Origin of the sequence: Streptomyces sp. NRRL WC-3742 (genome assembly GCF_000720635.1) — a bacterium.
Taxonomy (GTDB): domain Bacteria; phylum Actinomycetota; class Actinomycetes; order Streptomycetales; family Streptomycetaceae; genus Kitasatospora.
In genome coordinates, this window is sequence record NZ_JOCF01000002.1 from 192,140 (window position 1) to 209,674 (window position 17,535).

Consider the following 17,535-nt stretch of genomic DNA (forward strand, 5'->3'; position numbering starts at 1 on the left):
ACGCACGGCGCCCGAGTTACCCTCAGCGGGCATAGCGGAAGCCTCCGAACCTATCGACGGCACCAGACATCTCCTCAGCGGTTGCGGCCTGCTGGTCCGGCGGAACGGGTGCCGGGCCCGACGCCCGGCCGTAGTCGGAGAGCTTCCAGTCCGTCCCGGTCCACCGCAGGCTGAGGGTGAGCGTGAACCACTCCTCGGAGACCGGCCTGATCGAACGCTCGCCGGCCACCCCGTACAGACCCGTGCACCACACGTCGACCTTGGCGCTCTCCGCGCTGTAGCCGTTGCTCCTGGCCCCGACCGGGATCGTTCGCATGACGAAGGTCATTCCCGCGGGCGGACGTCCCTGCGCGTCGACACCGAACTTCGCGGCCGTCTCCGGAGTGAACCCCTGGTCCAGGCGGCTCTGCAGGGCCGGGGCGGCGCCCGGGTCGGCGATGGTGGTGACGATGGTGTGGCGGCTGTCCGTGCGGAACATGTCGGCGGAGCCGAGCGCCACCGCGTAGTTGACGGCGGCCGACTGGGCGCCCTGGTCGGTGTGCGGGAAGCCGGAGGCGATGCCGTTGACGGTGGTGCCGACGGGCTGGTCGCCGCTGGGGGCGGGGCCGGCGCCGGGTGGGGCGGTGGGGGCGGCGCGGTCGGCGGAGTGGTCGGTGCCGCCGGGGTCGGGCTTGCCGCGGTTGGCGATGGAGATGGCGACCACGAGCAGCGTGACGACGACGAGTACGGTCAGCAGGGTGCGCAGCGGCCGCGACTGACTCAGGCTCGGCTGGGGGGAGGGCTGTTCGCCGACCGGTAGCCGCGTTCGGGTGTGCGGCTGGTCGTCGGACAACGGCACGGCGGCCCTCCTGGTGCGGGGAGCCGGGGGGCTCCGGGGGCCCTCTGTCCGGGGGCGGGCGCGGACGGAGGGTGGGTACGGGGTGGGGAGGTGGAGCGGCGATCCGCCTGTCGGATCGTCAGACCGCCATACCGTAGACAATGGTGAACAGGGTGCCCAGGGATCCGATGATGAACACGCCGGTCAGCCCGGCGACGATCAGCCCCTTGCCCTGTTCGGCCCCGAAGCTGTCCCGCAGGGCGGTCGCACCGATCCGCTGCTTGGCGGCACCCCAGGCGGCGATGCCGAGGCAGATGATGATGGCCAGGGCCATGATCACCTCGACCATCACCCGGGCCTCCGACCCGAGGCTGGCGAACGGGCCCCAGTCCGGGGCGATCCCGCCGATGATGGTGTCGATATTCGGCTTCTTCGGTGGGTCCTCGGCCAGGTGGCCGACCGCAAGGGTGTGCACGCTGCTCAGGTTCATTTCCATCTCACCGCCCGATCAGGCAAATTCAAGGGCCCGGACCCCGCCCGCGCGAAGGGTCGGTGCCTATTCTTGGCCAGATCTGATGTCGACTTGGCTACTTCTCGCGGATTGGTCGTGAGGTCTCGGACACGTACGCGAGGATGTCCACCGTACGAAGGATAGCGCTCACTCTTTGTATCTCTGATGATTGCGGTGAGCAACGCCTTCCGGGACACTTCGACTGACGATTCGTCGGGATGGTGCTGATGGTACTCCGGAAGGGCGGTAAGGCCGCCGCCACAGCGGGAGTTGTTGCTCTCGGCTTCCTCGGTCTGGTGACGATCGGGACGTATGCGGCGAGTGGGACGCCGCAGCAGTCGGCGAATCGTTCCGCCCTCTCTCCCGGCACGGTGCCCGCCGTCTACCAGAACGCGATCCAGAAGTGGGGATCGCTCTGTGCCGAGATCTCCCCGCCGATGCTCGCGGCGCAGCTGTACCAGGAAAGCGGTTTCGATCCCAAGGCCCGTTCCGGGGTGGGCGCGCAGGGATTGGCGCAGTTCATGCCGGACACCTGGGGGTCGTACGGCACGGACGGTGACGGGGACGGCAAGAAGGACGTCTGGAACCCGTACGACGCGATCGCCTCGGCGGCGGTCTACGACTGCGCGCTCGCCAAGGACGTCGCGGGCGTCCCCGGGGACCCCCAGGCGAACATGCTGGCCGCCTACAACGCGGGCCCGTACGCGGTGACGAAGAACAGGGGCATCCCGCCGTACAAGGAGACGCAGGGGTACGTGCGGAACATCCAGGCGATGGCCCGGAGTTTCACCGCGCCGACCGCGCCGGTGGAGGTGTCCGCGCAGTCGGCGGCGGCGATCTACTTCGCGCAGACGAAGCTCGGCACGCTGTACCTGTGGGGCGGCGAGGGCCTGGCCTCGCAGGGGGGCCGGTTCGACTGCTCCGGTCTGACGAGGGCCGCGTACGACAGCGTGGGCATCGAGCTCCCCCGGGTGGCGAACGATCAGTGGTACGCCGGGCCGCACCCGTCGCGGGATCAGTTGCGCCCGGGGGACCTGGTGTTCTTCGCGACGGACCTGAGCGATCCGCGCAGCATCCACCACGTCGGGATCTACGTCGGCGGCGGGTACATGATCAACGCGCCGCACACCAACGCGGTGATCCGCTACGACAAGATCGACACCCGGGAGTACATCGGGGCCACCCGGGTCACCTCGGACGGCGCCCAGGCGCTGCCCTCCCGCGACAACGGCGGCAACGGCGCGGTCAACGCCCCCCGCCGCCCGGGCACCACCGCACCGACCCCCGCAGCCACGACGACGGCTCCCCCGACGGCCGCCCGCCCCGCGGCGGCGGCCCCGGCGGCGCCGACCGCCCCTCCCACCGCCGCCACCCGCTGAGACGAGGGCGCACCTGTGTGTGCCCTGTGGACGCTGAGTCAAGTTTCCATAACCGCGCGTTTCCGTGGAACGCTGTGCCCCGGCGATGACGTTGGGTCCGGTGGCCCCCCGTCAGGATCTCCGCGCCGGGTGGGCCCGGCCGGAACGGACAGGTGCAGCAGAGCAGAAGGAGGTGCGGCGTGTCGACGCCGCTTGCCGACACGACCAACCCCGACCTCGAACTGCTCTACGCCGTCAACGGGCTGGCCCGACACGCCCCCCGGTGGCTGGACCACCTGGTCTCGTGGATCGGCGAGTACGGCATCCTGATCGGCCTGGCCGCCCTCGGTCTGACGGCCTGGCTGCAGGCCAGACGCCGCCCGGACGCGCCGGTGGCGGTGGCCGGGCTGCTGTGGGTGCCGCTGTCGGTGGCCATCGCCGAGCTCGCGAACCTGCCGATCGCCGCGATCGTGAACCGCCCGCGCCCGTTCGTCGACCACCCCGGGCTGCTGGTGCTGGTGGAGGGCAAGGCCGGCACCCATTCCTTCGTCAGCGACCACTCGACCATGACCATGGGCGTCGCGGTGGCGCTGTTCCTGGTGAACCGCAGGCTCGGCTGGATCGCCGGGGGTCTGGCCCTGCTGCAGGGCTTCTGCCGGATGTTCATGGGCGTCCACTACCCGACGGACGTGATCGGCGGCTTCGCGCTGGCCGTGGCCGTGGTGCTGCTGCTGGCGCCGATCGCGATGGCCGTGCTCGTCCCCTTCTGCCACGCGCTGACCCGTACGGCCCTCGCCCCGCTCGTCCGGGCGCCGGAGCGGGCCGCGAGGGCCCCGCGCGGAACGGCGCAGCGTGGACGGCGGCGCGGCCGCGGACCGGTGCGCTCCGAGGACCAGCCGCCGGAGTCCGACCTCGCGGCGTGAGCGGCTCAGGCCGAAGGACACGGCCTAGTCCAGTTCCCCGCCGCCCGAGTCGGCCAGGTGCCCGGCGCCCTCGCGGCGGGCGAGGTCGCGGGAGCGGCGGGCCGGTGCGTACCAGCCGCAGCTGCAGGTGGCGAAGGCGAAGGAGCCGCGCTCGCTGATCGCGATGCGGTGGTCGGGCATCTGGGCGGTGCCGGGTGCGGCCGGCAGCTCACTGTGCACGTGGTTCACCGTAACGCGCCGACGGCCCCGGGCGCGACGCGCTCGGTCGGGTCCGGACCGTAACCCTTCGCCGCTCAACTCGTTTGCCCGGAAAGAGCTCTGCCCTTCCGGTGCCGCCCGTCCCGGGTCGGCCCGCGGGGCAGTCGGGCCCGAGGGGGTTGTCGCGAGGATGAAGATGACCGACCAGCAGCGCACCACATGGTCGGCAGGCCGCCGGCTGCCGCACCTGCGTCCGGCGGCCGGGGCCGCCCTGCTCGTCGCCGCACTGGCCGTGGGCGCCGCGGGCTGCTCGGGCGGCTCCGGGAGCGGCTCCTCCGACCAGCAGTCGAACGCCCCCGACAAGCTGGCGGCCGATCCGCTCACCGCCGTACGCAGCGCGGCCGACATCACCGGCCGCACGGGTTCGGCGCACACCGCCTCGGAGCTGGTCACGGAGTCCGCGGAGAAGAAGGCGTCGTTCAGCGGGACGGGCGGCTACGACTACGTGAAGCGGATCGGCCGGCTGGAGGTGCAGGTGCCGCCGGGTGCGGCGACCACCGGGAAGATCGTCGAGGTGGTCCTGCCGGGCACCGTCTACCTGCAGAACAGCGGCGCCAAGGTGCCCGAGGGCAAGTGGGTGAAGCTGGACGTGCGCCAGTTGCCGGACGGCAACCTGGTGAGCAGCGGCGCCACCGACCCGGCCTCGGCGGCGGGGGCGCTGCGCGGGGCGCAGAAGGCCGAGGCGGTGGGCACCGAGACGGTGGACGGGGTGGCCCTGCACCACTACCGGGGGGCGCTGGACCTGGCGAAGGCGGCCGACGCGACCGGCGGCCGCGGCGGGGACGGCCTGCGGATGGGCGGGCAGACCTTCACGGTGAAGGAGGTCCCCTACGACGCCTGGCTGGACGACCAGGGCCGGCTGCGCAAGGTGGTCGAGGTGTTCACCTTCGCCGGGGTGGCCGGGTCGAAGGAGGCCAAGGACCAGGTGAAGGTGACGTCGACGACCTCGCTGAGCGACTTCGGCAAACCCGTGGAGGCGGCCGAGCCGCCGGCCTCGGACATCTACCAGATGAAGCCCTCGGAGAGCCCGAAGTAGGCCGCCCCGGTGCGGGTGGCCGTGCGGGGAGCGGCGGTCACCCGTTTCGGCGGCGCACAGATGGCCCGTCCGTGCCATGTGGACGGGCCCCGGAGTGCCTAGGCTGGACGTCGGGTGGCTGCCGCCCGGGCTGGCGAGGCGCTGAAGGGGTGGTGCAGGTGGTGTCGTCCACGGGTGACCGCAGCGGCGGCCACGACGACGCGGCCCTCGACGAGATCGACCTGGCCGGCGAGCTGATGATCGCCGCGACGGCCAGCCCCGGCGACCGGCTGCCGACCGAGCGGATCGACGAGGTACTGCTCGACCGGGTGGTGCCCCGGCCGACCCCGGAGCCGGCCGGCGAGGCCAACGGTCACGGGGCCGACCCGCCGTCGTCCTGACCTGGGCCCGGGCCGGCTCAGCTGCGCAGCAGTCGGCTGATCGCGGCCGTGGCCTCGGCGACCTTGGCGTCCAGCTCCGCGCCGCCCTCCTCGGCGGCGGCGGCCACGCAGTGCCGCAGGTGTTCCTCCAGCAGGGAGAGCGCGAAGGACTGCAGCGCCTTGGTGCTGGCCGAGACCTGGGTGAGCACGTCGATGCAGTAGACGTCCTCGTCGACCATGCGCTGGAGGCCCCGGATCTGGCCCTCGATCCGGCGCAGCCGCTTGAGGTGGGCGTCCTTCTGGCCGCTGTAGCCGTGCGGGCCGTGGTGCCCGGTGGCGGCGGCGGGGGTCTGTTCGGCGTGCGGGTCGCTCCCGTGCGCGTGGTCCGGCTCGGTGCGCGCTTGCGTCGTGGTCATCGGCCCGCCTTCGTCATGAGTGCCTGGTGGCTGCGTCGGCCTCCAGTGTCCAACACCCGGACGGCCCGTGGTGTTCCGCCGGCCGACCCGGCACGTGCCAGGGCGGCGGAGCGGTTGCGCCGTATGAGCGGCGCCCCCGTCTTCCGGGCCGACGACGGGGACAATCCGTACGAGGTTCCGTCAGACTGAGGCTCCCGTCCGCACATGGGTGTGCGGCCCCGAACAGCCGGTGCGGCAGCGTTACGGAACAGGAGGTTCCGGCTCCTCGCCCCACCACCCCGTTTGCGTGATCGCGCTTGGTTGCACCTAGCATCGTTCAGTCCCTACCCCGCACATCGGAGATTTCCGTGCGTTTTAGCCTGACCCCGAAGGAGACGAGCTTCTACGACATGTTCGCCGCGGCCGCGGAGAACCTCGTCGTCGGATCGAAGCTCCTGCTGGAACTGCTGGGATCAGACGTGTCGGCCCGCGCGGAGATCGTCGAGCGCATGCGCGCCGCCGAACACGCCGGGGACGACACCACCCATGCGGTGTTCCACCAGCTGAACTCCTCCTTCATCACGCCGTTCGACCGCGAGGACATCTACAGCCTGGCCTCGTCGCTGGACGACATCATGGACTTCATGGAGGAGGCCGTCGACCTGGTCGTCCTCTACGACATCCAGACCCTGCCGAAGGGCATCGAGCAGCAGATCGAGGTGCTCGCGCGGGCAGCCGAGCTCACCGCCGAGGCGATGCCGAACCTGCGCAGCATGTCGAACCTCACCGAGTACTGGATCGAGGTCAACCGGCTGGAGAACCAGGCCGACCAGATCCACCGCAAGCTGCTCGCCCACCTGTTCTCGGGTCAGTACGACGCCATCGAGGTGCTCAAGCTCAAGCAGATCGTGGACGTCCTTGAGGAGGCGGCGGACGCGTTCGAGCACGTCGCCAACACGGTGGAGACCATCGCCGTCAAGGAGTCCTGACCCTCGTGGACATGGCAGCACTCATCGCCGTCATCGGCGTTGCGTTCTTCTTCACCTACACCAACGGCTTCCACGACTCGGCGAACGCGATCGCCACCTCGGTCTCCACACGGGCGCTCACGCCCAGGGCCGCGCTCGCGATGGCCGCCGTGATGAACCTGGCGGGCGCCTTCCTGGGCAGCGGGGTGGCGCACACCGTCTCCAAGGGGATCATCGAGACCCCCACCGGCAACCAGGGGATGGCGATCCTCTTCGCCGCACTGGTCGGCGCGATCTCCTGGAACCTGCTCACCTGGTACTTCGGCCTCCCGTCCTCCTCCTCGCACGCGCTGTTCGGCGGCATGGTGGGCGCGGCGATGGCCGGCGGCATCGACGTGATCTGGAGCGGGGTCCTCGACAAGATCGTCATCCCGATGATCGTCTCGCCGGTGGTCGGCCTGGTCGGCGGCTTCCTGGTGATGCTGGCGATCCTGTGGATCTTCCGCCGGGCCAACCCGCACCGCGCCAAGCGCAACTTCCGGGTCGCCCAGACCGCCTCGGCCGCCGCGATGGCGCTGGCCCACGGTCTGCAGGACGCGCAGAAGACCATGGGTGTCGTGGTCATGGCGCTCACGATCTCGGGCCACCAGACCACCGGGGACATCCCGGTCTGGGTGAAGATCTCCTGCGCGGCGATGCTCTCGCTGGGCACCTACGCGGGCGGCTGGCGGATCATGCGGACCCTCGGCCGCAAGATCATCGAGCTGGACCCGCCGCAGGGCTTCGCCGCCGAGGCGACGGCCTCGACGGTCATGTACATCACCTCGTTCGTCTTCAAGGCGCCGATCTCCACCACCCACGTGATCACCGCGGCGATCATGGGCGCGGGCGCCACCAAGCGCATCCGCGCGGTGCGCTGGGGCGTGGCCAAGAACATCGTCCTCGGCTGGTTCATCACCATGCCGGCGGCCGCGATCGTCGCGGCGCTGATGTACTGGCTGGTCCACCTCTTCTGGGGCTGAGACCCACCGACGCCGTCCGAGAGGGCGAACAGCAGAAAGGGCCCGTCCCCGGTTCTCGGGGGCGGGCCCTTCTCATGCTCCCCGGCGGCACCGCCATGCAGCGCCGTGGAGCAGTCCATGTACCGGCTCAGCCGAAGCGGCCGGAGATGTAGTCCTCGGTCGCCTGGACGGAGGGGTTGGAGAAGATCCGCTGGGTGTCGTCCAGCTCGACCAGCTTGCCCGGCTGGCCGACGCCCGCCAGGTTGAAGAAGGCGGTGCGGTCGCTGACGCGGGCCGCCTGCTGCATGTTGTGCGTCACGATGACGATCGTGAACTGCGACTTCAGCTCGCCGATCAGGTCCTCGATGGCGAGGGTGGAGATCGGGTCGAGCGCCGAGCAGGGCTCGTCCATCAGCAGGACCTGCGGCTCGACCGCGATGGCGCGGGCGATGCACAGGCGCTGCTGCTGACCGCCGGAGAGGCCGGCACCCGGCTTGTTCAGCCGGGTGTGGACCTCCTTCCAGAGGTTGGCGCCCTTGAGGGAGCGCTCCACGACCTCGTCGAGGACGGCCTTCTTCTTGACGCCCGCCAGGCGCAGGCCCGCGACCACGTTGTCGTAGATCGACATGGTCGGGAACGGGTTGGGGCGCTGGAAGACCATGCCGACCGCGCGGCGCACCGCGACGGGGTCGACGTTGGAGGCGTAGAGGTTCTCGTCGTCCAGGAGGACCTTGCCCTCGACCCGGGCGCCGGGGATCACCTCGTGCATCCGGTTCAGGGTGCGCAGGAAGGTGGACTTGCCGCAGCCGGACGGGCCGATGAAGGCGGTCACCGAGCGGGGTTCGATGCTCATCGAGATGTCCTCGATGGCCTTGGTGGAGCCGTAGAAGGCCGACAGCCCGCTGACGTCGATGCGCTTGGCCATGATCGTTGCTTCTCTCGTCTGTCTCGTCGTCAGTCGGTCGCTCAGTGTCCGCCCTTGGGCGAGCGCCAGCGTGCGATGCCCCGGGCGATGAGGTTGAGCCCCATCACGAAGGCGATCAGCACCAGCGCGGCGCCCCAGGCGCGGGCGTAGCCGAAGTCGTTGTTGACCTGGGAGTACTGCATCCAGATGTACATCGGCAGGGACTGCTGGGGTCCGTCGAACGGGTTGCTGTTGATGACGTCGGCGCCGAACACCAGCATCATCACCGGGGCGGTCTCGCCCGTGATACGGGCGACCGCCAGCATCACGCCGGTGGTGATGCCGCCGACCGCGGTCGGGAGGACGATCCGCAGGATGGTCTTCCAGCGCGGCACGCCGAGGGCGTACGAGGCTTCGCGCAGCTCGTTCGGGACCAGCTTGAGCATCTCCTCGGTGGAGCGGACCACGACCGGCATCATCAGGATCGCCAGTGCGAGGCTGCCCGAGAACCCGGAGTAGCCGAAGCCCAGCGCGATGTTCCAGAGCGAGAGGATGAACAGGCCCGCGACGATGGACGGGATGCCCGTCATGACGTCGACGAAGAAGGTGACGGCCTTGGCGAGCCCGCCGCGACCGTACTCGACCAGGTAGACGGCGGTCAGCAGACCGATCGGGGCGGCCATCGCGGTGGCCAGGCCGACCTGCTGCAGGGTGCCGAGCAGCGCGTGGTAGATGCCACCGCCGGGCCCGGACTGGAGCACGCCCTTCATCGAGTGGCTCAGGAAGTTCCCGTTCACCACGCCGATGCCCTGCTGGATCGTGTAGACGGTCAGCGAGATCAGCGGGATCACGGCCAGGATGAAGGCGACCCACACGATGGAGGTGGCGAACCGGTCCTTGGCCTGGCGCCGGCCCTCGACCCGGGCCGAGATCAGGTAGCTGATGAGCAGGAACAGGAGGGCCGAGATCAGGCCCCACTGCAGGTGGCTCTCCAGGCCGGCGGCCGCGCCGATCCCGCAGCCGAGGGCGATCGAGCCGACCGCGACGGCGGCCGGGGCCCACTTGGGCAGCCGGTTGGCGCTCAGGGCGTTGCCGAGAGGACGGGCGTCCTCGACGACGGCGGTGACGGTCATGCGTTGGCCCCCGAGTACTCCTTGCGGCGGGCGATGATCAGTCGCGCGGCACCGTTCACCAGCAGGGTGATGACGAACAGGACGAGGCCGGAGGCCATCAGCGCGTTGCGGCCGTTGTCGCCGGCCTCGGAGAACTTGAGCGCGATGTTCTGGGCGAAGGTGCCGCCGCCGGCGTCCAGGATGTGCAGCGACAGGACGCTGCTGGAGGAGAGCACCACCGCGACCGCGATGGTCTCGCCGAGCGCACGGCCGAGGCCGAGCATCGAGGCCGAGATGATGCCGGGGCGGCCGAAGGGCAGCACCGCGGTGCGGATCATCTCCCAGCGGGTCGCGCCGAGCGCGAGCGCCGCCTCCTCGTGCATCCGCGGCACCTGGCGGAACACCTCGCGGGAGACCGCGGTGATGATCGGCAGGACCATGATGGCCAGCAGGATGCCGACCGTGAACAGGTTGCGCGGGGTGCCGGTCCTGGTCTGGTCGAAGATGTACGTCCAGCCCAGGTACTCGTTGAGCCAGCTGGTCAGGCCGTCCATGTGCGGCACGAGGAAGAGCGCGCCCCAGAGGCCGTAGACGATGCTGGGGACGGCGGCGAGCAGGTCGACCAGGTAGGCGAACGGCTGGGCGATCCGGCGCGGCGCGTAGTGCGAGATGAACAGCGCGATGCCGATGGCCACCGGCACCGCGATCGCCATCGCGATGATCGCGCTGACGAGGGTGCCGACCACCAGGACGGCGATGCCGAAGACGGGCTTCGGGGCGTCCGGCGTCCACTCGAAGGTGGTGAGGAAGTTGCCCTCGTTGTTGCTCAGCGCGAGGACCGAGCGCCAGGTCAGGAACGCGGCGATGGCGCCCATGACGACGAGGAGGAAGATGCCCGAGCCCCGGGCGAAGTTCATGAAGATCTTGTCGCCGACCCGGCTGTCACGCGGCCGGCGTTCCCTGCCTCGCGGGGCGGCAGGGGAGGATGAAGTCATTGGTCTACTCCGGTCTGGTGGTGCCGCCCCGGAAGGGGGACGGCACCATGGCGGCGGTGCCCCGGACGTTGGTGCTGGGATTGGTGCGATCCGGTGGGGCGGCCCCGGCCCCCCTCGTTACGGGGCCGACCCACCGGTGGTCCCGTCGGATCAGGCGAGGGCCGGGATGACGGCGTTGACCTTGTCCGTCAGCTCCTTGGGGAGCGGGACGTAGCCCTTCTCGCCCGCGGCCTTCTGGCCGGCGTCGCTGGCGGTGTAGGTCAGGAAGGACTTCAGGGTGTCGAGTGTCTCGGCCTTGTTGCCCTTGTCGCAGACGATCTCGTAGGTGACCAGGACGAGCGGGTAGGAGCCCTCTTCCTTGGTCGCGTAGTCGAGCTTCAGCGCCAGGTCGCTGCCGGTGCCGGTGATCTTCGCCTTGGCGAAGGTGTTGGCGGCGTTGGCGGCGGTGGCCTCGACCGGCTTGGAGGCACCGGTGGCGAGGGAGGCGCTCTTCAGGCTGTTCGTCTGGGCGTAGGCCAGCTCGACGTAGCTGATCGAGTTCTTGACCTGCTTGACCTGGGCCGCGACACCGGCGCTGCCGGTGGCCGACTGGCCGTTCTTGCCCGCCCACGCCTTGGAGGCCGGGTAGGACCAGGCGCCGTTGCCGGCGGCGGCGAAGTACTTGGTGAGGTTCTCGGTGGTGCCCGAGTCCTCGGAGCGGTGGAAGGTCTGGATCTCCGCGTCCGGCAGCTTGGCGCTCGGGTTCAGGGCGGCGATCGCCGGGTCGTTCCACTTGGTGATCTGGGTGTCGAAGATCTTCGCCGCGGTCGGGGCGTCCAGGATGAGGCTGTCCACGCCCTCGACGTTGAAGACCAGCGAGATCAGACCGCCGGCCATCGGCAGGTCGATGCCCTGGCCACCGGTGCAGACCGCCTTGCTCGCGTCGACCTCGGCCGGCTTGAGGGCCGAGTCGGAACCGGCGAACGTGACCTTGCCCTGGGTGAACTGCTGGATGCCCGCGCCGGAACCGGGGGCCTGGTAGTTCACGGTGCTGCCGGAGCAGGCGGCGGCGAAGTTGGTCTTCCAGACGTCGATCGCCGTGGCCTGGGCGCTCGAACCGGCGCCGAGCAGGTTACCGGCCTTGCCACACTTGATCGAGGAGCCAGCCGCGGCCGAGGTGGAACCGCCGGACGTACCGCCGGTGCCATTGTCGTCCGAGCCGCAGGCGGCGAGCGACAGCGAGCTGACAAGCGCCATGGCACCGATGGCGAGGGCCTTGGAGCGGCCGTTCCGCTGGAGCTTCACAGGGGTGTCCCTTTCTGTGGCATTGCCCGTCGCGCAGATCGTGCGGTGCACGGAGGAGCGCGGGTTTTGCTGTGGTCCGGGGCCCGTTCGGCCCGTCGGCATTCCCGAAACTAGGCCGGGTAAGTGACACGACAGCCGGGCGCAAATGAACGGAGAGTGAACCTCGGAGGGATGACAGGAAACTACGTCAGGTAGTAACGGTTGCATCACGACAAGGGCGCAGGCGGATCACTTCCACCGTTCCTTCACCGGTGCCTCCCCCTTCGTCCGTACGGGCCTCGCCCCCAGCATCACCAGCAGGGCGTCGACCAGCAACCGGTCGCGCTCGTGCGTCAGCCGCGCACGGGCCTTCCCCGCCGGCAGCCACTCCAGCCGGTCCACCTCCCGGTTGGGACGGAACTCCCCCGAGGCCGGCACCGCCGCCCAGTACCGGACCTCCTTCGGACGGCCCTGCGCCAGATAGTGCTGGGCCGGCAGCTCCTCGCCCAGCCGGCAGTGGAAGCCCGTCTCCTCCCGGACCTCGCGCAGCGCCGCCTCGACCACGCCCTCCCCCGGGTCGAGCTTGCCCTTGGGAAGGCTCCAGTCGTCGTACTTCGGACGGTGGATCACCGCGATCCGCGGCCGCCCCAGCCGGCCGCTCTTCTTCGGACGGCCGGGCAGCCACAGCACCGCGCCCGCCGCCAGGATCACCCGGCCGCGACCGGTCCCGGCCTCGGAGACGTCCACGGGCCGCGCGGCCCCCTCCGGTTCGGCCGTCCGGGGCCGGCGCACCTCAGGCCGTCCGCGGGGACGGGGCGTGCCCCCAGCCCTCGGCCGGCGGGATCTCCAGCCAGCCGTCCAGGCCCGGCGGCAGCTCGGGCCAGCGGCGGCCGAAGGCGTACCGCGCCGACTCCACCTCCAGCCGCTGGTCGGCGTGCACCACACCCAGCACGTACGCCGTCGCCGGGGTGATCCGGGGCGTGCGCGCCGCCGTCGCCGCCGTCACCGCCGCGTCCGCGGCCTCCTGGTGGTGGCCCAGCACCGCGTCCAGCTCGTTCAGCTCGCCCGAAGGGCGGCCGCACACCTCCAGCGCGTACCGGGCCCGCTTCACCAGGATGCGCAGCCGCGCCCAGGGCGCGTCGTCGGCCGCCAGGGCCGTGTCCGCGTCCGTCGCACCGCGCGCCTGCGGCACCGGGCCCAGCCGGCGCAGCCCGTCCCCGCCGTACGGCGTCGCCGCCCGCTGGAGCGGCAGCTGCTGGGCGCTCGCCGCCAGCGCCGTGAACGCGGCGGCCGCCTGCGGCAGCAGCACCGCCGAGGCCCGGCCGCCCGCCGACTCCAGCAGCGGCGCCTCACCGACCAGCAGGGTCATCCGGTCGGCCAGGGCGTGCAGCCGGGCCGAGCGCAGGTCCTGCAGGACGGTCGAGTGCGCCCGCGTCCGGGCCAGGGTCAGCTGCCGGTCCAGCAGCGCCCGCGCCTTGGGGGCGCCCGCGTGACCGGCCAGCATGCCGGTGCCCTCCGGGTCGGTGCCGCTCAGCGAGTCCAGCGCGCCGAGCAGCCGGGCCGAGCGGCGCACGTACCCCGGCTCCAGGGCCAGCAGGTTCAGCAGCCAGCGCAGCTCCGTACGCGTCTCCTGCGCCCAGGTCTGGTCGAAGACGGTGCCGAAGGTGTGCAGCAGGCCGCCGATCCTCCGGACGGCCCGCAGCAGATCCGCGGTGCCGGCCGCCGGAACGACCGAGGCCGAGCCCGGTCTGGCCCCGACCTCGCCGACCGCCAGCGGCAGGGCGCGCAGGAACGCCCCGGCCTGGGAAGTGAGCCGGAGGGAAAGGATGTCCCCGGCGGTCGCGGTGGAGGCCGCCTGGGCCGTCATCGGCGCATCGGTCATGGCGTGGTAGATCCCCGTTCCCCCGGGCCCTTCCCCGAGGCTGGTGGCCGACCGCCGGAGGGAGTCCCCTTCCCCTCGGCGGCTTCGCATCAGTGGTCGCGTCAGCGTGGGGTGGCGGCCCGGCGGCGCTGGCGTGAGTCGATCAAGAGGTCCTGGATGTGCCGAAGCGACTTGCCCTCGGCGTCCTGCGAGTGGCGGGTCCACGCGCCGTCCGGCCCCAGGTGCCAGGACTCGGTCTCGTCCGACATCCCGAGGTCGATCAGCCCGGACAGCTCGGCGCGGTGCGCCGGATCGGTGATCCGCAGCAGCGCCTCGATCCGGCGGTCCAGGTTGCGGTGCATCATGTCGGCGCTGCCGATCCAGACCTCCGGATCGCCGTTGTTGCCGAACACGAAGATCCGCGAGTGCTCCAGGAAGCGTCCCAGGATGCTGCGCACCCTGATGTTCTCGCTCAGCCCGGGCACCCCCGGGCGGATCGCGCAGATCCCGCGCACCCAGACGTCCACCGGCACCCCGGCCTGCGAGGCCCGGTAGAGCGCGTCGATCAGGGCCTCGTCGACGATCGAGTTGACCTTGAGCTTCACGTACGCCGGACGGCCCGCGCGGTGGTGGGCGATCTCGTTGTGGATGCGGGAGACCAGACCGTCGCGCAGGCCGCGCGGGGCGGTCAGCAGGCGGCGGTAGGACTCGCGGCGGGAGTAGCCGGAGAGCCGGTTGAACAGGTCCGAGAGGTCCGCGCCGACCTGCGGGTCGGAGGTGAGCAGACCGATGTCCTCGTACAGCCGGGCGGTCTTCGGGTGGTAGTTGCCGGTGCCGACGTGCGAGTAGCGCCGCAGGGTGTCGCCCTCCTGGCGGACCACCAGCGACAGCTTGCAGTGCGTCTTCAGCCCGACCAGGCCGTAGACGACGTGGCAGCCGGACTCCTCGAGCTTGCGGGCCCACTTGATGTTGGCCTGCTCGTCGAAGCGCGCCTTGATCTCGACCAGGACCAGCACCTGCTTGCCGGACTCGGCCGCGTCGATCAGCGCGTCCACGATCGGCGAGTCACCGGAGGTGCGGTACAGGGTCTGCTTGATCGCCAGCACGTCCGGGTCGGCGGCGGCCTGCTCCAGGAACGCCTGCACCGAGGTGGAGAAGCTGTCGTACGGGTGGTGCAGCAGGACGTCCCGCTCGCGCATCGCGACGAAGATGTCCGGCTGCGAGGCCGACTCGACGTCCGTCAGCCCGCGGGCCGTACCGGCCACGAACTTGGGGTACCGCAGCTCCGGGCGGTCCTGGTCGGCGATGCCGAACAGCCCGGTGAGGTCCAGCGGCCCGGGCAGGGGGAAGACCTCCGCCTCGGAGATGTTCAGCTCCCGCACCAGCAGGTCCAGGATGTAGGGGTCGATCGACTCCTCGACCTCCAGCCGGACCGGCGGGCCGAAGCGCCGCCGCATCAGCTCCTTCTCCAGGGCCTTGAGGATGTTCTCGGTGTCGTCCTCCTCCACCTCCAGGTCCTCGTTGCGGGTGACGCGGAAGGCGTGGTGGGCCAGCACCTCCATCCCCGGGAAGAGCTCCTCCAGGTGCGCGCCCATCACGTCCTCCAGCGGGACGAACCGCTGGGGCGAAGCCTCCAGGAAGCGGGCCAGCGACTGCGGCACCTTCACCCTGGCGAAGTGCTTGTGCCCGGACACCGGGTTGCGCACGACCACGGCCAGGTTCAGGGAGAGCCCCGATATGTACGGGAAGGGGTGCGCCGGGTCGACCGCCAGCGGCGTCAGCACCGGGAAGATCTTCTGCCGGAACAGCGTGTGCAGCCGGGCCTGCTCCTTCTCCGCCAGCTCCGGCCAGCGGACCAGCTCGATGCCCTCGGCGGCGAGGTCCGGCAGCACCTCCTGCTGGAAGGCGGCGGCGTGGCGGGCCATCAGCTCGCGCGAGCGCGTCCAGATCTGGTCCAGCACCTCACGGGGCTGGAGGCCGGACGCGCTGCGCTGGGCGACGCCCGTCGCGATGCGGCGCTTGAGGCCGGCCACCCGGACCATGAAGAACTCGTCCAGGTTGCTCGCGAAGATCGCCAGGAACTTGGCCCGCTCCAACAGCGGGATCTCCGGGTCCTCGGCCAGCTCCAGCACACGCTCGTTGAAGGCGAGCCAACTGCGCTCGCGATCGAGGAAACGTCCCTGCGGCAGGGGTTCGAACTCCAACTCGTCCGTGGCCGGCAGCTCCGGCGGATTCCCCAGCGGACTGGACATCCGCGCCGGCGGCGACAGCGGGGCAGAGACGGGGCGGGGGATGCTCATCGGTTCCAGCTCCTCCAGCAACAGGACTACGTCCGGACGCGTATGGCTCTGCGGGCCGTCGTCCTCACTCCGGGCCGGACCCGGGGCCAGCGCCCACCCGCCGGGCGCCGTACGTACAGGACCGGCCGACGAATCGCGGTCGACTCTGCACGAGCGAGACACTACGGACTTCATCCTGTGATCTTCACGGCAGCAATTGAATCCACGGTAAACACCGCATGGCCAGGAGGAAAGCTGAGTCGGTCGGGGCAAGGGGTGACGCGGCCTTCCGACGCCTTTCGACGTCCTCCGACCGCTCGCCCTGTGGTGCCCGTCTGTGGTGTCGGCCTGTGGTGTCCGTCTGTGGTGTCCGTTACCCGCCGAGCGCGGGGTCAGGCCGTCCGGTCGCCCTGGTACCGGGCCCGGTACATGAGGTCCACCTCGTGGATGGTGAAGCCCAGTCGCTCGTAGACCCGGACGGCGGCCGGGTTGTCCGCGTCGACGTAGAGGAGGACGGTCTCCAGCCCGCGCTCGCCCTCCCCCGAACCGGTGAGGTGACGCAGGCCCGCAGCGGTCAGCGCGCGGCCGAGGCCACTGCCCTGCTCGGCCGGGTCCACCCCGACGACGTACACCTCGCCCAGCGCGGGTTCGGTGCTGCTCGCCGGGTGCACCTTCGTCCAGTGGAAACCGACGACCTTACCCTCCCGGGTGGCGAGGAAGAAGCCGGCCGGGTCGAACCACGGCTCCGCCAGCCGGTCCGCCAGGTCCTCCTGCGTCCAGGCGCCCTGCTCCGGGTGGTGGGCGAAGGCCAGGGCGTTGAGCCGCAGCCACTCGGCGTCGTCCTCCCCCGGGCGGAAGGTCCGCAGCTCGATGCCCTCGGGGACGGCCACCGCCTCCGTCTGCGGGCCGGTCCGGCGCATCTGCCGCAGCTCGCGGACCAGCTCGGCCCCGTACGCCTGCGCCAGGTGCCGGGCCGCCGGGTGGCCGCCGTGCACCCAGAAGTCCACGGCGTCCCGGCCCTCACGGTGGGCCTGCTCGAGAACCGCGTCCACCAGCGGGCGGGCCAGGCCGAGCCCACGGGCGGCCGGGTCGATCACCAGCTCGGCGGCGGGGTTGGCGGACGGGGTCTCCGGGACCTCCAGCTGGCCGTAGCCGAGAACGGTCTCGCCCTCGCTCTGCGGGCTCCGGACGCTCTCGAGGAGGTGGGTGACGCCCGGGCGGCCCTGATCGCTGTTCCGCAGCCGGAGCCGGCCCTGCTCGGACACGGCGGCGCGGCCGTCGAGCTCCTGGGCCTCCGCCAGAACCCGAAGGGCGCCGTCGCGCTGCTCGGGGCGGAGCACGTTGTTCGCAATGACCGCTGTCTGATCGTCCATGCACCGACGATACGTCAGGGGAAATGCGAAAAGCCCCTGATCCGAATCGGATCAGGGGCTTTTCAGAAGAATTGTTCGGCGGCGTCCTACTCTCCCACAGGGTCCCCCCTGCAGTACCATCG

Annotated in this window: 18 protein-coding genes; 6 read left to right on the forward strand and 12 right to left on the reverse strand. The window is 70.9% G+C overall.

The features are described from left to right. Window positions 1-22 precede the first annotated feature (22 nt). Both IH61_RS0102420 and IH61_RS0102425 read right to left on the reverse strand, forming a co-directional pair. Window positions 23-838, reverse strand: a complete 816-nt coding sequence (locus tag IH61_RS0102420; protein WP_031064111.1) for a hypothetical protein — start codon at window positions 836-838, stop codon at window positions 23-25. Between the two features lie 118 nt (window positions 839-956). Beyond that, window positions 957-1,307, reverse strand: coding sequence for a hypothetical protein (locus tag IH61_RS0102425; protein WP_051836121.1), 351 nt, complete (start codon window positions 1,305-1,307; stop codon window positions 957-959). 248 nt (window positions 1,308-1,555) lie between these two features. Here IH61_RS0102425 and IH61_RS0102430 point away from each other — a divergent pair, with 248 nt between their 5' ends. Together IH61_RS0102430 and IH61_RS0102435 are read left to right on the forward strand one after the other, a co-directional pair. Further along, entirely contained in the window at window positions 1,556-2,707 is a 1,152-nt protein-coding gene (locus IH61_RS0102430) for an NlpC/P60 family protein (protein ID WP_078910769.1), read from the forward strand. A 179-nt stretch (window positions 2,708-2,886) separates the two neighbouring features. After that, window positions 2,887-3,609 (forward strand): phosphatase PAP2 family protein, encoded by a 723-nt coding sequence (locus IH61_RS0102435; RefSeq protein WP_031064121.1) that lies wholly within the window; start codon window positions 2,887-2,889, stop codon window positions 3,607-3,609. A gap of 24 nt (window positions 3,610-3,633) precedes the next feature. Here IH61_RS0102435 and IH61_RS40240 read toward each other — a convergent pair whose 3' ends face one another. Beyond that, the gene (locus tag IH61_RS40240; protein ID WP_078910770.1) at window positions 3,634-3,828 is read right to left on the reverse strand and encodes a hypothetical protein; all 195 of its coding nucleotides are present in this window, start codon (window positions 3,826-3,828) and stop codon (window positions 3,634-3,636) included. A 175-nt stretch (window positions 3,829-4,003) separates the two neighbouring features. On the opposite strand from IH61_RS40240, the gene IH61_RS0102445 reads away from it, so the two are divergent. Together IH61_RS0102445 and IH61_RS0102450 are read left to right on the forward strand one after the other, a co-directional pair. After that, the gene (locus IH61_RS0102445) at window positions 4,004-4,903 is read left to right on the forward strand and encodes a hypothetical protein (protein WP_051836123.1); all 900 of its coding nucleotides are present in this window, start codon (window positions 4,004-4,006) and stop codon (window positions 4,901-4,903) included. Window positions 4,904-5,061: 158 nt separating this feature from the next. Continuing rightward, a complete protein-coding gene (locus IH61_RS0102450) occupies window positions 5,062-5,283 on the forward strand; it encodes a hypothetical protein (RefSeq protein ID WP_063763116.1) in 222 nt (73 codons plus the stop codon). A 17-nt stretch (window positions 5,284-5,300) separates the two neighbouring features. Here the strand turns inward: IH61_RS0102450 and IH61_RS0102455 are convergent, their stop codons facing one another. Beyond that, window positions 5,301-5,678 (reverse strand): metal-sensitive transcriptional regulator, encoded by a 378-nt coding sequence (locus IH61_RS0102455; RefSeq protein WP_031064130.1) that lies wholly within the window; start codon window positions 5,676-5,678, stop codon window positions 5,301-5,303. A gap of 347 nt (window positions 5,679-6,025) precedes the next feature. Between IH61_RS0102455 and IH61_RS0102460 the strand changes: the two genes are divergently transcribed. Both IH61_RS0102460 and IH61_RS0102465 read left to right on the forward strand, forming a co-directional pair. Next, complete coding sequence (locus IH61_RS0102460) at window positions 6,026-6,646, forward strand: DUF47 domain-containing protein (protein ID WP_031064133.1); 621 nt, start codon at window positions 6,026-6,028, stop codon at window positions 6,644-6,646. A gap of 5 nt (window positions 6,647-6,651) precedes the next feature. Further along, complete coding sequence (locus IH61_RS0102465) at window positions 6,652-7,647, forward strand: inorganic phosphate transporter (protein ID WP_031064136.1); 996 nt, start codon at window positions 6,652-6,654, stop codon at window positions 7,645-7,647. Window positions 7,648-7,774: 127 nt separating this feature from the next. Here the strand turns inward: IH61_RS0102465 and pstB are convergent, their stop codons facing one another. The 8 genes from pstB to mshD all read right to left on the reverse strand — a co-directional run bounded on the left by pstB (window position 7,775) and on the right by mshD (window position 17,413). After that, window positions 7,775-8,551: a phosphate ABC transporter ATP-binding protein PstB gene (pstB, locus tag IH61_RS0102470; protein ID WP_031064139.1), complete on the reverse strand. Its 777-nt coding sequence runs from the start codon at window positions 8,549-8,551 to the stop codon at window positions 7,775-7,777. 41 nt (window positions 8,552-8,592) lie between these two features. Next, window positions 8,593-9,663 (reverse strand): phosphate ABC transporter permease PstA, encoded by a 1,071-nt coding sequence (gene pstA, locus IH61_RS0102475; protein ID WP_031064142.1) that lies wholly within the window; start codon window positions 9,661-9,663, stop codon window positions 8,593-8,595. Then, window positions 9,660-10,637, reverse strand: a complete 978-nt coding sequence (gene pstC / locus IH61_RS0102480) for a phosphate ABC transporter permease subunit PstC (RefSeq protein WP_031064145.1) — start codon at window positions 10,635-10,637, stop codon at window positions 9,660-9,662. Before pstC ends, pstA begins: the two co-directional genes overlap by 4 nt. Before the next feature lie 150 nt (window positions 10,638-10,787). Further along, entirely contained in the window at window positions 10,788-11,921 is a 1,134-nt protein-coding gene (pstS, locus tag IH61_RS0102485) for a phosphate ABC transporter substrate-binding protein PstS (protein WP_031064148.1), read from the reverse strand. A 228-nt stretch (window positions 11,922-12,149) separates the two neighbouring features. Further along, the gene (locus IH61_RS0102490; RefSeq protein ID WP_063763117.1) at window positions 12,150-12,647 is read right to left on the reverse strand and encodes an NUDIX hydrolase; all 498 of its coding nucleotides are present in this window, start codon (window positions 12,645-12,647) and stop codon (window positions 12,150-12,152) included. A gap of 46 nt (window positions 12,648-12,693) precedes the next feature. Next, window positions 12,694-13,782, reverse strand: coding sequence for a CHAD domain-containing protein (locus IH61_RS0102495; protein WP_051836124.1), 1,089 nt, complete (start codon window positions 13,780-13,782; stop codon window positions 12,694-12,696). Between the two features lie 101 nt (window positions 13,783-13,883). Further along, on the reverse strand, window positions 13,884-16,061 hold the full coding sequence (locus IH61_RS0102500) for an RNA degradosome polyphosphate kinase (RefSeq protein WP_063763118.1): 2,178 nt from the start codon (window positions 16,059-16,061) through the stop codon (window positions 13,884-13,886). A 371-nt stretch (window positions 16,062-16,432) separates the two neighbouring features. After that, complete coding sequence (mshD, locus tag IH61_RS0102505) at window positions 16,433-17,413, reverse strand: mycothiol synthase (protein ID WP_031064159.1); 981 nt, start codon at window positions 17,411-17,413, stop codon at window positions 16,433-16,435. Window positions 17,414-17,535 lie beyond the last annotated feature (122 nt).

Excerpts from the sequence above, each read along its gene's own strand:
- IH61_RS0102495 (WP_051836124.1), bottom strand. The coding sequence starts at position 13,782 with ATGACCGATGCGCCGATGACGGCCCAGGCGGCCTCCACCGCGACCGCC.
- pstA (WP_031064142.1), bottom strand. The coding sequence starts at position 9,663 with ATGACCGTCACCGCCGTCGTCGAGGACGCCCGTCCTCTCGGCAACGCC.
- pstB (WP_031064139.1), bottom strand. The coding sequence starts at position 8,551 with ATGGCCAAGCGCATCGACGTCAGCGGGCTGTCGGCCTTCTACGGCTCC.
- IH61_RS0102445 (WP_051836123.1), top strand. The coding sequence starts at position 4,004 with ATGACCGACCAGCAGCGCACCACATGGTCGGCAGGCCGCCGGCTGCCG.
- IH61_RS0102430 (WP_078910769.1), top strand. The coding sequence starts at position 1,556 with ATGGTACTCCGGAAGGGCGGTAAGGCCGCCGCCACAGCGGGAGTTGTT.
- pstC (WP_031064145.1), bottom strand. The coding sequence starts at position 10,637 with ATGACTTCATCCTCCCCTGCCGCCCCGCGAGGCAGGGAACGCCGGCCG.
- IH61_RS0102425 (WP_051836121.1), bottom strand. The coding sequence starts at position 1,307 with ATGAACCTGAGCAGCGTGCACACCCTTGCGGTCGGCCACCTGGCCGAG.
- IH61_RS0102500 (WP_063763118.1), bottom strand. The coding sequence starts at position 16,061 with ATGAGCATCCCCCGCCCCGTCTCTGCCCCGCTGTCGCCGCCGGCGCGG.
- mshD (WP_031064159.1), bottom strand. The coding sequence starts at position 17,413 with ATGGACGATCAGACAGCGGTCATTGCGAACAACGTGCTCCGCCCCGAG.
- IH61_RS0102455 (WP_031064130.1), bottom strand. The coding sequence starts at position 5,678 with ATGACCACGACGCAAGCGCGCACCGAGCCGGACCACGCGCACGGGAGC.